Source organism: Corynebacterium sp. HMSC071B10 (assembly GCF_001814825.1).
GTDB lineage: Bacteria > Actinomycetota > Actinomycetes > Mycobacteriales > Mycobacteriaceae > Corynebacterium.
Genome location: NZ_KV818016.1, coordinates 73,078 through 86,173 on the forward strand (window position 1 = coordinate 73,078; position 13,096 = coordinate 86,173).

The 13,096-nt window shown below is 65.8% G+C and carries 10 protein-coding genes; 8 read left to right on the forward strand and 2 right to left on the reverse strand.

Going from position 1 to position 13,096, the window contains the following annotated elements:
* The first annotated feature begins 3 nt into the window (after positions 1-3).
* Positions 4-687 carry a DUF2334 domain-containing protein gene (locus HMPREF2990_RS09225; RefSeq protein ID WP_070764297.1) on the forward strand — a complete coding sequence of 228 codons (684 nt, stop codon included), beginning with the start codon at positions 4-6 and terminating at the stop codon, positions 685-687.
* A gap of 508 nt (positions 688-1,195) precedes the next feature.
* On the opposite strand, the gene HMPREF2990_RS09230 is transcribed toward HMPREF2990_RS09225, so the two are convergent.
* Positions 1,196-4,765, reverse strand: a complete 3,570-nt coding sequence (locus HMPREF2990_RS09230; RefSeq protein WP_070764299.1) for an ExeM/NucH family extracellular endonuclease — start codon at positions 4,763-4,765, stop codon at positions 1,196-1,198.
* 194 nt (positions 4,766-4,959) lie between these two features.
* Here HMPREF2990_RS09230 and purS point away from each other — a divergent pair, with 194 nt between their 5' ends.
* The 4 genes from purS to HMPREF2990_RS09250 are packed head-to-tail and all read left to right on the forward strand — an operon-like array spanning position 4,960 to position 8,687.
* Complete coding sequence (gene purS / locus HMPREF2990_RS09235) at positions 4,960-5,190, forward strand: phosphoribosylformylglycinamidine synthase subunit PurS (protein WP_038592356.1); 231 nt, start codon at positions 4,960-4,962, stop codon at positions 5,188-5,190.
* Positions 5,187-5,867, forward strand: a complete 681-nt coding sequence (gene purQ, locus HMPREF2990_RS09240) for a phosphoribosylformylglycinamidine synthase subunit PurQ (protein WP_070764300.1) — start codon at positions 5,187-5,189, stop codon at positions 5,865-5,867. Before purS ends, purQ begins: the two co-directional genes overlap by 4 nt.
* A 6-nt stretch (positions 5,868-5,873) precedes the next feature.
* Entirely contained in the window at positions 5,874-8,156 is a 2,283-nt protein-coding gene (gene purL, locus HMPREF2990_RS09245) for a phosphoribosylformylglycinamidine synthase subunit PurL (RefSeq protein ID WP_070764302.1), read from the forward strand.
* An 18-nt stretch (positions 8,157-8,174) separates the two neighbouring features.
* Positions 8,175-8,687 carry a glycosyl-4,4'-diaponeurosporenoate acyltransferase CrtO family protein gene (locus tag HMPREF2990_RS09250; RefSeq protein ID WP_070764304.1) on the forward strand — a complete coding sequence of 171 codons (513 nt, stop codon included), beginning with the start codon at positions 8,175-8,177 and terminating at the stop codon, positions 8,685-8,687.
* 369 nt (positions 8,688-9,056) lie between these two features.
* Here the strand turns inward: HMPREF2990_RS09250 and HMPREF2990_RS09255 are convergent, their stop codons facing one another.
* The gene (locus HMPREF2990_RS09255; protein ID WP_070764306.1) at positions 9,057-10,061 is read right to left on the reverse strand and encodes an acyl-CoA thioesterase; all 1,005 of its coding nucleotides are present in this window, start codon (positions 10,059-10,061) and stop codon (positions 9,057-9,059) included.
* Between the two features lie 16 nt (positions 10,062-10,077).
* Between HMPREF2990_RS09255 and HMPREF2990_RS09260 the strand changes: the two genes are divergently transcribed.
* From HMPREF2990_RS09260 to purM, 3 genes are read left to right on the forward strand one after another with little or no spacing between them, the layout of a single operon-like run.
* The gene (locus HMPREF2990_RS09260; protein WP_070764308.1) at positions 10,078-10,479 is read left to right on the forward strand and encodes a sterol carrier family protein; all 402 of its coding nucleotides are present in this window, start codon (positions 10,078-10,080) and stop codon (positions 10,477-10,479) included.
* A 39-nt stretch (positions 10,480-10,518) separates the two neighbouring features.
* The gene (gene purF / locus HMPREF2990_RS09265; RefSeq protein WP_070764310.1) at positions 10,519-12,024 is read left to right on the forward strand and encodes an amidophosphoribosyltransferase; all 1,506 of its coding nucleotides are present in this window, start codon (positions 10,519-10,521) and stop codon (positions 12,022-12,024) included.
* Positions 12,017-13,090, forward strand: a complete 1,074-nt coding sequence (purM, locus tag HMPREF2990_RS09270; RefSeq protein WP_070764312.1) for a phosphoribosylformylglycinamidine cyclo-ligase — start codon at positions 12,017-12,019, stop codon at positions 13,088-13,090. Before purF ends, purM begins: the two co-directional genes overlap by 8 nt.
* The last annotated feature ends 6 nt before the right edge of the window (positions 13,091-13,096 follow it).

The following is a 13,096-nucleotide window of genomic DNA, read 5'->3' on the forward strand; positions in this document are numbered from 1 at the left end:
CGTATGTCCGGTCGCCTTCTCGTCTCCATCTCATCCATTTTTGATGACACCCTGGATGATGTCATCCCGCTCGTCAAAGGCCTCGACCGCAAGGGGATCCCGGTCTCCCTGCTGGTTGCGCCGCATATTGATAAGCGGTGGCACCTGGCCAAGGACGGGCGCATGCGCGATTGGCTGCTGGAGCAGGCGGAGCACCGCGCCGTCCTGCTCAACGGTTTTGACCAGGCAGTGCAGGGGCGCCGCTCCGAGTTTGCCACCCTCGGCGAGCACGAAGCCCGCCTGCGCCTCAAGGGCGCGACCCGGCAGATGGAGGCGCTCGGCTTCCACCTCGACATGTTCGCGCCCCCGCGGTGGCAGATGTCGGAGGGCACCCTCGCCGTCCTCCCGGAGTTCGGCTTCCGGCTCGCTGTGTCGACCAGCGGCATCTACTCGCTTGTCGACGCCCCCGCGACCCCCTTCCTCCGCTGCCGCAACCTCTCCGTCGGCGAAGGCTACGGCACGGCCAAGTGGTGGCGCCGCAACATCATCGCCGCCGCCGTCCGCGGGGCAGAGAAGGGCAACACGATCCGTCTGTCTATCTCAGCCCGCGAGCTGCACAAAAAGAAGGTCCGCCGCGACTTCACCGCCGCGATCCTGTGCGCCCAGGCCAACGGCGCGGAGCCCGCGGACTACCGGGCGTTCCTTTAGGGCGTGGTTGTTGACTGGTTTTGCGCCGGTCGAACGCTGATGACTGTTTTTGATTTTTGGAGAAACAGTCATCAGCGAGCCGGGCGTGCTAAAACCGCAGGTCAGGTCTTCGGAATCCGGGTGAAAAAGCGTTGACGACTGTTTTGTGCTGTTGGCAAAACAGTCGTCAGCGTTTTTCGTGGATGGATCCCGCTAGCGCAGGCCCACCTGCTTCAGCAGTTCGTTGACCTGCTGCGGCATGAAGTGGTACGCGGCGGCGATCCTGTGCTCCCAGGCCAACGGTGTGGAGCCCGCGGACTACCGGGCGTTCCTGTAGGGCGTGGTTGTTGACTGGTTTCGCGTCGGTCGAACGCTGATGACTGTTTTTGATTTTTGGAGAAACAGTCATCAGCGAGCCGGGCGTGCTAAAACCGCAGGTCAGGTCTTCGGAATCCGGGTGAAAAAGCGTTGACGACTGTTTTGTGCTGTTGGCAAAACAGTCGTCAGCGTTTTTCGTGGATGGATCCCGCTAGCGCAGGCCCACCTGCTTCAGCAGTTCGTTGACCTGCTGCGGCATGAAGTGGTGCGCGGCGGCACCGCCGAGACCGAGCGCCGCGAGCAGTGCTGCGATGATGCCGAGAACCGTGCCGAAGGTGGAGCTACCGTTCGTCGACGTCCCCTGGTCACCGCCATCCTGCACCGGGCGCTGCACCTGACCAGCATTCTGGGTGGTGCCGTCGGTGAAGGTGATGACCAGGTTGCCCTCGTCGTCTACTGCAACCTTCTCTACGCCGCGGCCGTCCTTGCCGTCTTCGCTGTCGCTTCCTGCAGCCACGTCATTGCCAGCGATCGGGCCAACCTTCCGCACCGTGCCATCGGTGTAGGCAACTACGAGCACACCGTCGACGATCTCGAAGCTCTTGACTCCGCGACCAGCAGCGCCGTCCGTGCCGGTTTCGCCTGCGGCACCGTCAGTGCCGTCCTTGCCATCAGCACCGCCGTCGCCCTTGTCGCCCTTCGGGCCGCGCTCTCCGTCCTTGCCATCAGCACCGGCGTCGCCCTTGTCGCCCTTCGGGCCGCGCTCGCCGTCCTTGCCATCGGCGCCGTCTGCGCCATCGGCACCATCGGCACCAGCTTCGCCCTTATCGCCCTTCGGGCCCTGCTCGCCGTCTTTACCGTCCTTGCCATCGTTCCCGGTGACCTTGCCAGCGCTTTCGGACTTGCCGTCGGTGTAGGTGATGATCAGCTCGCCGTCCTCGTTGATCGAGACGGATTCGATGCCGCGGCCGTCGCTGCCGTCCTTGCCAGCAGCGCCGTCCTTACCGTCTGCACCGTTCTTGCCGTCGCTGCCATCCTTGCCATCGGCACCGGCGTCACCCTTGTCGCCCTTCGGACCCTGCTCGCCGTCCTTACCGTCGGCACCGTCGGCACCGTCCTTACCGTCGGCACCGTCCTTGCCGTCCTCGCCGGTGACCTTGCCCAGGTCGACTGGGTTGTCTGCATCGTCGGAGTAGGTGACCCACAGGTGGCCGTCTTCACGGACTTCAGCCTTGATGATGGTGCGGTCTGCTGCGGGCTCCTCACCAGGCTCCTCGCCCGGCTCTTCCTCGGTAGCCTTCAGGTTGAAGCCGACCTTGATCGGGTCGTGGTCGGAGGAGCGGAACGGGTTGCCGTAGCCGTAGAGCGGATCGGCACCGTCGCCGAGGAAGTTCTGCACGTTGGCCATGTGGCGGGAGTACTCGAAGGCGACGGACTCGTCGCCGTTGATGTTCCACACAGCGGAGTCTTGCACGAGGTCGCTCGCGGCGGTGTTGGCCAGCACGTGATCGAGCGAACCGAGGCGGCCACCGAACTGGTAGGAGGCCTGGTCGAAGTCCTTCTCAGAGTGGACCAAGGTGAAGCCGCCCTGCTCCAGCGCCGTGATTGCGTCCTCGCGGGAGTAGGAGTTCAGGTCGCCGATGATGAAGGTCGGCAGGTCAGCCCAGGCATCTTCCTTCTTCAGGTGGTCGAGGAGGGCCTGCGACTGCGCCTTGCGCACGTTCGCGTTGTTGCCCTGGCCGTCGCCAGAGTCTGCGTCGTTTCGCGCGACGGAGCCCTTGGACTTGAAGTGGTTGACCACGGCGACGAAGTTGCCTTCGCCCTCGACCGGTGCAAATTCCTGGGCGAGCGGCTGGCGGGCGGTACCGGTGTAGGCGGGGTCGTCGAAGATCTTGGACTCGCCAACCGGGCGGACCTTGTCCTTCTTGTAGATGAAGGCAACGCGGATGACGTCCTCGTTGGTGCCGAGCTGAGTCGGGGAGGCCACGAGCTCCCACTGCTCCTTGCCCGCGGCCTTGTTCAAGGCGTCGACGAGGTTGCGCAGGGTTTCGTCGCGCTTGGCGACGTCGCCGGTGACAGCGGCAGTGTTCTCAATCTCAGACAGGCCGAGCACGTCGACGTCGAGCGTGTTGATCGCGGTGACGATCTTCGCCTGCTGGTTGCCGAATGCTTCCGCGGTGTACGCGCCGCGAACCTTGCAACGGTTCGCAGTAATGGGGTTGCCTTCCTTGTCGTTGTGGGCCTTGCACCCCTTCTCGTCCTTGCCGAGGGAGGAGAAGTAGTTGAGCACGTTGAAGAAGCCAATGGAGTAGTCGCCCTCGACCTGGCTCGGCACGCCGATGGAGGTAGCGCGCGAGTCTTCCCAGGTGATCGGGAGCTCGTCTGCGACGTTCTTGCCAGTGATCGGCTGCAGCGGCTGGTAGCGCCACTTGTCGAAGGAGTAGTCCACCACCACGTCGGTCTGGAACTCAACCTGGTCGGTGGTGCGGATGGACTTGACCCCCTTGTCGGAGGTGACCAGGTAGGGCAGCAGCGTAGTTTTGTCGGTCTTGAAGTAGTTGCGAGTGCGCCCGTCGTCCAGGTAGACCGCACGCGCTGCGGCATCGGCTTCGTAAGCAGCAAAGCCGCTCTTGCTCGGGGTGTTGATGTCGGTGAAGTTGTACAGTGCCTTGTCACCTGCGACCAGGCCGAGGTCGCCGGTGTTGTTCAGCGAGTAGTTGTCGGTCACGGTGTGAGTGCCGGGGCGGACCAGCATGCCCTCGTAGGGCTCGCGGGCGTCGTCGCCAGCCGGAAGCTCATCAATCGCGATTGCCTTCGGCGCCTCGAGCGCCTCATCCAGTTTCTGCTTCGATGCCAGGGTGAGCTGGGTCTGGTTGTTGTACTCGGAGACCTTGCCGGTGACCTTAAGGGAGTCGCCCCGCTGCGGGAAGTCCTGGTTGCCGCCCATGTAGACGAAGATGGCGTCGGAAGCGTCGCCGACCTTCTTCTCCGCGCCGCCGGTGCCTGCGGTCTGGAGGAAGAAGCCGTTCTTGCCGCCCTCGTCAAACACGGCGGTAACGACGCCCTCGGTGGTCACGGTCTGGCCGTCGAGAGGGGAGGCCGTGCCGGTGCCCTGGATCTCGGCGATCGGGGTGACCTCGCCCGGGGCCGGCGGCTGTACCGGCGGGTCATTCGGCTCAGAAGGCTCGCCCGGCTCCACCGGAGCATTGCCGGAGCCCTGCGGGGTCGGGGTGGCCACCTCGAAATCGGCGGCGTTGTTATCAGTGTCTTTGCCGACCTCCTTGCGCTGGACGGAGGTGGAGTTCGAGGTGCCCTTGGCAGGCGCGCCCTCAGAGTTTTTCGCCCCGCCCCAGCCGACGAGGTCGACTTGGTTGCCGGAGGCGTCGTGAAGCACGGCGCTAGCTTCCTTGCCACCGAAGTTGAAGGTGCTCTCGAAGTCGGCGTTTTCGAGCGGGTTGTCCTTGTTGGAGCCCGCGGCACCCTTGATTAGAAAGTAGCCGCCTGCAGGCACGGTGCCGGCAAGCGTCGTCTGGTTTCCGGAGTTACCGCTGGCGGACTGCTGGTCGAGCACCCACCCGGTGATGTCGATGTCGGCGTCGGTGGGGTTGTACAGCTCGACGAAGTCGTTGGAGATAGTGGCACCGGAGTTGCCGCCGCCTCCGTAGACCTCGTTGATGACAACGTTGGAGCCATCCGGCGCGGCATCGGCGGTGGGGACAGTCACGGTGCCTGCGGCGAGCGCGATGACAAAAGCGGTGGTGAGGCGGTGGGCAGAACGCATTGGCAATCCTTCAAAAGCACAGAAGCGGGTACATTCCCAGCCAAGCTAACGTCACATGCCCGCCTTCGCACGGCGAGAGCCCAGGGAAAACACAAAGTTCAGCAAGTGTTCACCTCGAAGACCGCTACAAGTTCTCCCCAGGCGTCGGATATACTTGCCCACGTCTGCTGACCTCTGACTAATGAAGGAATCTCATGGCACGTGTCGTGGTAAATGTCATGCCGAAGGCTGAAATCTTGGATCCGCAGGGCCAAGCGGTCCAGCGCGCGTTGGGGCGAATCGGGGTGAACGGGGTTGAGGATGTCCGCCAGGGCAAGCGCTTCGAAATCGAGGTGGACGACTCCGTCACAGACGAGGAGCTTGAGCGCGTGGCCGAGACCCTCCTGGCAAACACTGTGATCGAGGATTTTGAGGTTATTCGATGACGGCAACCATTGGCGTAATTACGTTTCCTGGCACGCTTGACGACGTCGACGCGTTGCGCGCCGTACGCCTCGCAGGTGCCGAGCCGAAGCAGCTCTGGCACGCCGATGATGATCTGACCGGCGTGGACGCAGTCGTCGTGCCGGGTGGCTTCTCCTACGGCGATTACCTGCGCTCCGGCGCGATCGCCGCGCAGGCACCGATGATGGGTGCCGTGGTGGAGGCCGCGAAGAAGGGTATGCCCGTCCTCGGCATCTGCAACGGCTTCCAGATCCTCACTGAGGCTGGCCTGCTGCCGGGCGCGCTGACCCGCAACCAGCACCTGAACTTCCACTGTGTGGACACCTACCTGGAGATCGCCAACGCGGACACCGCGTGGACCTCTCGCTTTGAGTCCGGCCAGAAGATCCTTGTGCCCGCGAAGCACGGCGAGGGCCGCTTCCAGGCCGACAAGGAGACTGTGCACCAGCTGGAGCAAGAGGGCCGCGTGGTCTTCCGCTACACGGACAACTTCAACGGCTCCGCGAACGCGATCGCCGGTGTGACCAATGAGACCGGTCGCGTTGTCGGTCTCATGCCGCACCCGGAGCACGCCGTTGAGGTGCTCACCGGCCCGTCCACGGACGGGCTTGGCCTGTTTGAATCCGCCATCGACGCTATTTCGAAGATCGGAGCGTAGACGACCATGACTGTGCACGACGACACCGTCGAGAACGCGCAAGCAACCCCCGACCTTGAGCAGCCGTATGCGGAGCTGGGTCTGCGCGACGAAGAATACGAAAAGATTAAGTCCATCCTGGGCCGCCGACCCACGGACGCTGAGCTGACCGTCTACTCCGTGATGTGGTCCGAGCACTGCTCGTACAAGTCCTCCAAGGTGCACCTGCGCTACTTTGGCGAGACCATGACCGAGGAGATGGCCTCCAAGATCCTCGCCGGCATCGGCGAGAACGCCGGCGTGGTGGACATCGGCGACGGCGACGCGGTGACCTTCCGCGTGGAGAGCCACAACCACCCGTCGTTCGTGGAGCCCTACCAGGGTGCCGCGACCGGCGTGGGCGGCATTGTCCGCGACATCATGGCGATGGGCGCGCGCCCGATTGCCGTGATGGACCAGCTGCGCTTCGGCCCGGCTGACGCCGAGGACACCAAGCGTGTTCTGCCGGGTGTGGTCCACGGCATCGGCGGCTACGGCAACTCGCTGGGCCTGCCGAACATCGGCGGCGAGACCGTCTTCGACGCAGCCTACGCGGGCAACCCGCTTGTTAACGCGCTGTGCGTGGGCACGCTGAAGGTCGAGGACCTGAAGCTCGCCTTCGCCTCCGGCACCGGCAACAAGGTGGTGCTCTTCGGCTCCCGCACCGGCCTTGACGGCATCGGTGGCGTCTCCGTGCTGGGCTCGGCCACCTTCGAGGAAGGCGAGGAGCGCAAGCTGCCCGCAGTCCAGGTCGGCGACCCGTTCGCGGAGAAGGTGCTTATCGAGTGCTGCCTGGAGCTTTACCACGCTGGCGTGGTCGTGGGCATCCAGGATCTCGGCGGCGGCGGCCTGGCGTGTGCGACCTCCGAGCTGGCAGCGGCTGGCGACGGCGGCATGCGCGTCAACCTGGACAACGTGCCGCTGCGCGCCGAGGACATGTCGGCCGCGGAGATCCTCGCCTCCGAGTCCCAGGAGCGCATGTGCGCCGTGGTTACCCCGGAGAACGTGGATCGCTTCATGGAGATCTGCGCGAAGTGGGACGTCGGCGCTGCCGTCATCGGCGAGGTGACCGACGAGAAGGACCGCTACGTGGTCACCCACGGCGGCAAGGTCGTGCTGGACGCCCCGCCGTCGTCTATCGACGAGGGCCCGGTCTACGAGCGCCCATTCGCCCGCCCGGACTGGATTGACGGGGTTCGGGAACGTGGGGGCGTCGATAAGCAAGAGGCGCTGTCTGCTGCCTGGCTGAAGATGGTGGCCTCGCCTGCGCTGTGCTCGCGTGACTACATCGTGCAGCAGTACGACCGCTACGTGCGCGGCAACACCGTGCAGGCGCATGGTGCGGACTCTGGCGTGCTGCGCATCAACGAGGAGACGAACCGCGGCGTCGCCATCGCTACCGACGCCTCCGGCCGCTACACCTACCTCGACCCGAACACGGGCGCGCGCCTCGCGCTGGCCGAGGCCTACCGCAACGTCGCGGTCACCGGCGCGACCCCGGTCGCGGTGACCAACTGCCTCAACTTCGGCTCGCCTGAGAACACCGACGTGATGTGGCAGTTCCGCGAAGCGGTGCACGGGCTTGCCGACGGTGCCGCGGAGCTGAACATCCCCGTCTCCGGCGGCAACGTGTCCTTCTACAACCAGACCGGCGAGACCCCGATCCTGCCGACTCCGGTCGTGGGCGTCCTCGGTGTCATCGAGGACGTGTCGAAGGCGAACCCGCACGACGTGCCTGCATCCGATGAGGAGTTCTCCCTGGTCCTGCTTGGCGAGACCTTCGACGAGTTCGGCGGCTCCGTCTGGCAGGACATCTCCGGCGCAGGCCTTGGCGGCGTGCCGCCGAAGGTGGACCTGGCCAACGAGGAGCGCCTGGCGCAGTTCTTCGCCGACGCCGCGGACAACGGCGGCGTAACCGCCGCGCACGACCTGTCCGAGGGCGGCCTGTCGCAGGCGGTCTTCGAGATGCTGCAGACCTCCGGCAAGGGCGCTGACCTGGACCTCGCGGCCGTGCACGAGGACGCGTTCACCGCGCTGTTCTCCGAGTCCGCATCCCGCGTCCTGGTCGCCGTGACCACCGATCGCGCCGACGCCCTGGTCGAGCGCGCGGGTGCCGCAGGTGTCCCGGCCGCGCTGATCGGCCGCACCAACGCCGACGGCGTCCTGCGTTTCGGTGGCGAGCAGCTGGAGATCGCCCAGCTTCGCGACGCCTGGGCGTCTACCCTCCCGTCCCACTTCGCTGCGGCGCACGCGCCCAACGCAGCGGTGTAGCGCGCAGGCGGGCGTCACGTGGTTGCACTACTGCTGACGCTCGCCGCGGTCTTCGGCCTGTCCGTCGTCGCCGGTGCCACTGGTGCCGGTGCGGCGGGCTTTGTCATTTCTGCGACACTGCTGGGGTTCGGGTTGGCGCCCTTCGTCGGCGACTCGCTGCAGCGTCTACTGCCGTGCTCAGTGTGGGATAGGTTTTCTCTCTCCGCCGGTGTTTCGAGGCGTTTGGGCGTGGACCACTTCAACGCGTTTCTCACCCGGGTCGGGTGGAACCGGCAGGTTCTGGCCATGCGCGGGTCTGGTGCTGGTGGCCGCAGGAATCCGCGGCACATGCAGGCGGCAGCTGCCGGACATGCGTGGGCGTTGGTGCTCCACGTCGTTGCCGCGGTGTGGGCGGCGTTGGCCGCTGGGTGGGTGGCCGCCGTTGTTTTGCTGGTGGTCGGAGTCGTCGGACACCTCTATCCGGTGCTGCTGCAGGTTCGGGTGCTGACGCTGCTGCGGGAGGCGACTACAGGAGGGCGGCGTACAACGTAGCGGCTAAAGCGTAGCCCCTAGAACGTAGTCTTTCGGGTCGGACCCTTGTCTGTGACGAGTCACGTACCCGCTTTACCCGAAAGGCTACGCTTTGGAGGCTACGTTCTAGGGGCTACGCAAACGGAGCTAGCTCCATTTGGATCAGACCCGCCCGCAAATCCCGAGGTCGCGCGAAACCGTGAACCCTAAACGGAGCTAGCTCCATTTAGACCAGACCCGTCCACAAAACCCCAGGTCGCGTCCGACCGTAAACCCCAAACGGAGCTAGCTCCATTTAGACAAGGGGGTTACGCAGCAAAAACCCAGCGGCGCAACCCCCATCAACCCCCGTCAACCCCCAGCCATCAACCCCCTCAGCACACCACCGAACTAGTCCACCCGCTGTGCCGCCTCGGGCCGCTCGACCAGCGGTTCCGGCTCGTACTGCGCGCGCAGGTCCTTGAGCGTTTGGGTGTGCTCCCAGAGTCGCTTGTCCTCGTCGGTAACCGGCACAAACTGGCGTGCAGGCAGCGGGTTGCCGTCGATATCAATGCCGATGTAGGTGGTCGTAGCGTGGATGGCGTTGGTCAACTGCTCGCGGCCGCCGCGGGGGTCGCCGGAGCGGACGAAGGTGGAGACGTGGATCGAGCGGGAGTCGGTACGCGTGATGCGGGTTTCCACCTCGATGAGGTCGCCGATGTGGATGGGCTTGTAGAAGCGGATGCCGCCGGCGTAGACGGCCACGGTGCGCTCGCCGGACCATTCCATGGTGCAGGCCACGCCGGCCTCGTCGATCCATTCCATGGCGGTGCCACCGTGCACGTTGCCGCCCCAGTTCACGTCCGTTGGCTTGGCCAGGAAGCGGTGGACCAGGCGCGGTGCGGTGGAGTCGTCGGTGTAGGTCTGCTCCTCCATGGAGGCCTCGATGGCTTTGCGCAGGTCGATGCGGGACTTCGCCGCGCGCTCGACTCGGCGCTGCTCGTCGGTCACCGGCACGAAGGAGGGCACGGCCATGGGCTTGCCGGTCTTGGTGTCTTTCGCCACGAAGATGACCAGGCAGTCGCAGGCGCGGGTAAACACGCCTTCGCGGGGGTCGGCGGAGAGCACCTCGTTGACAATGTGCATGGAGCTACGCCCGGTCATGGCGATGGTGGAGCGCACTTCCACGATGTGCCCGGAGGGGATGGGTCGGGTGAAGTGGATGTGACCCACGTACGCGGTCACGCAGTAGGTGGCGGACCACTGCGCGGCGCAGGCGTAGGCGGCCTTATCGATCCACTCGAGGACGCGCCCGCCGGAGACACCTTGGGCACCGGCGTGAAGCACGTCGGTGGGCGATGCCATGAACCGCAGCGTGACGGAGGGCGACTTCTCTACCAGGGGCTTGTTGGTCATGAGTAGGCATCTTAGTATGGGGCGCATGGCATCTGGCAGAAGCTCCAAGCAAGACCCGCAGAAAACACGCGAGGCGGTTGACGCCGTCGCCGCCTGGCTCGACGGCGATGACCCACAGCCCGCCCGCGCCCTGCTTGCCGACGCCTGCCGCCGCACCGCCCGCACCCTCGCCGAGGAACTTCCGGGCAAGACGGTGGAGCTGCGCGTGCCCCCGTTTGTGGCGGTGCAGTGCGTCGAAGGCCCTGCGCATACTCGCGGTACTCCGCCGAACGTGGTGGAGATGGCCCCGGAGACCTGGCTGCGTGTGGCCACGGGCCGAGCCGATTTTGCCCAGGAGGTGGCCGCGGGCGCGATCGAGGCGTCCGGCTCGCGCGCCGAAGAGATTGCCCGCGGGTTGCCGGTAATTGCCCGATCCTAGGTCGAGTCCGTTAAAGTAGGGGCCGTGCATACCGTGAGCATGGAAAACTGCGGGGACTCTCGGGCCCAGCTCGACGACGCACCGCGCGATGAGTGCGGCGTGTTCGGCGTGTGGGCACCCGGCGAAGACGTCTCCAAACTGTCCTATTTCGGCTTGTTCGCCCTCCAGCACCGCGGCCAGGAGGGCGCGGGCATTGCGGTGGGCGACCACGACAATATCGTGGTGTTCAAGGACACAGGCCTGGTCAGCCAGATCTTTGACGAGTCCGTTTTGGACGCGCTGCAGGGCGATGTGGCGATTGGCCACACGCGCTACTCCACTGCGGGCGGCAATTCTTGGGATAACGTGCAGCCGATGTTTCGTACGTCGCCAAACGGCACCGACGTCGCGCTCGCGCACAACGGCAACTTGACCAACTACCAGGAGCTGCAGGCCGAGGCGATTTCCCGCAAGCTGATCCCCTCCAGCGGGGTGCAGGGACAGGGCTCTTCCTCGGACACGGCCGTCGTGTCCGCGCTGCTGGCCGATGAGATCCGTGATGAGCGCACGCTTTTCGACGCCGCGTTGGACCTCCTCCCGCGCATCGAAGGTGCCTTCTGCCTCATGATCACCGACGGCGACACCTTGTACGCCGCCCGCGACCCGCACGGCGTGCGCCCGCTGTCGCTGGGCCGGCTGGAGCGCGGCTGGGTCGTCGCTTCCGAGACGTGCGCCCTGGACATCGTGGGTGCGTCGTTTGTCCGCGACATCGAACCGGGCGAGCTGGTCGCCATCGACGCCACGGGTATCCGCTCCGAGCGTTTCGCCGAAGCGCCGCGCGAGGCGCGCTGCGTCTTCGAGTACGTCTACGTCGCCCGCCCGGATTCCGTGCTGGACGGGCAGACGGTCAACGCCAGCCGCGTGGAGATCGGCCGCAGGCTGGCCCGCGTCCAGCCGGTGGAGGGCGACCTGGTCATGCCGGTGCCGGAGTCCGGTACCCCGGCCGCGATCGGCTATGCCGAGGAGTCCGGCATCCCGTTCAAGCAGGGGATGATGAAGAACGCCTACGTGGGCCGCACCTTCATCCAGCCCTCCGATACGCTGCGCCAGCTGGGCCTGCGTCTGAAGCTGAACCCGGTGCGCACGGTCATTGAGGGCAAGCGCCTGATCGTGGTGGACGACTCGATCGTCCGCGGCAACACGCAGCGCAAGCTCATCCGCATGCTGCACGAAGCAGGCGCCGCCGAGGTGCACGTGCGCATCGCCTCGCCACCGGTGAAGTGGCCGTGCTTCTACGGCATTGACTTTGCGAGCCCGGGCGAGCTCATCGCCAACCACGGGCGCGGCGGCACCGACGAGGAAGTCGCCGAGTCCATCCGCACGATGATCGGTGCCGATTCCTTGGCATTCGTGCCTATCGACGACATGATCGCCGCCTCCAACCACCACGCCGAGACCCTCTGCGCTGCCTGCTTTGATGGCATGTACCCGCTCGGCCTTCCCGACGGCAACCCGAACGCCGACCTTGTCCGCCGCATCCAGAAAGGTGACACCCACCATGACTAACCAGAACTCCGACCCTGCTGTTTCTTACGCCGCCGCGGGTGTGGACATCGAGGCCGGTGACCGCGCCGTCGAGCTGCTGAAGGACCACGCGAAGCGCGCGTCCCGCCCGGAGGTCAAGGGCGGCATCGGCGGCTTCGCCGGGCTGTTCGCGCTGGGGAAGTACCGTGAGCCGCTGCTGGCGGCGGGCTCCGACGGTGTGGGCACCAAGCTGGCGGTTGCCCAGGCGATGGATAAGCACGACACCATCGGCATCGACCTGGTCGCCATGTGCGTTGACGACCTGGTGGTCTGCGGCGCGGAGCCGCTGTTTTTGCAGGACTACATCGCTACCGGCAAGGTCGTCCCGGAGAAGATCGCGGACATCGTCGGCGGCATTGCCGAGGGCTGCGTCCAGGCTGGGTGCGCCCTGCTGGGCGGGGAGACCGCGGAGCACCCCGGCGTGATGGACCCGGACGACTACGACGTCTCCGCAACCGCCGTCGGCGTGGTCGAGGCCGACGAGCTGCTTGGCCCGGACCGCGTGCGCGAGGGCGACACGATCATCGCCATGGCCTCCTCTGGTCTGCACTCGAACGGCTACTCGTTGGCACGCCACGTCCTGCTGGAGAAGGCCGGCCTGCCGTTGGACGGCCACATCGAGGAGTTCGACCGGACGCTCGGCGAGGAGCTGCTCGAGCCGACCCGCATCTACGCCCGCGACTGCCTGGAGTTGGCCTCTGAATGCGAGGTGCGTACCTTCTGCCACGTCACCGGCGGTGGCCTGGCGGGCAACATGGAGCGCATCATCCCTGAGGGCCTGGTCGCAGAGATGCGTCGTGCCACCTGGACGCCGGGGCAGATCTTCCGCACCATCAAGACGGTCGGCCAGGTGCCGGACGCGGAGATGGAGAAGACCTTCAACATGGGCGTCGGTATGGTCGCCGTTGTCGCTCCGGAGGATCGCGACCGCGCGCTGGCCATCCTGACCGCCCGCCACGTGGATGCGTGGGTGCTGGGCGAGGTCCGCGCTGCAGAGGACGGCGAGACCGCCCGCGCCACCCTGGTTGGCGAGCACCCCCAGTACTAGGGTCCG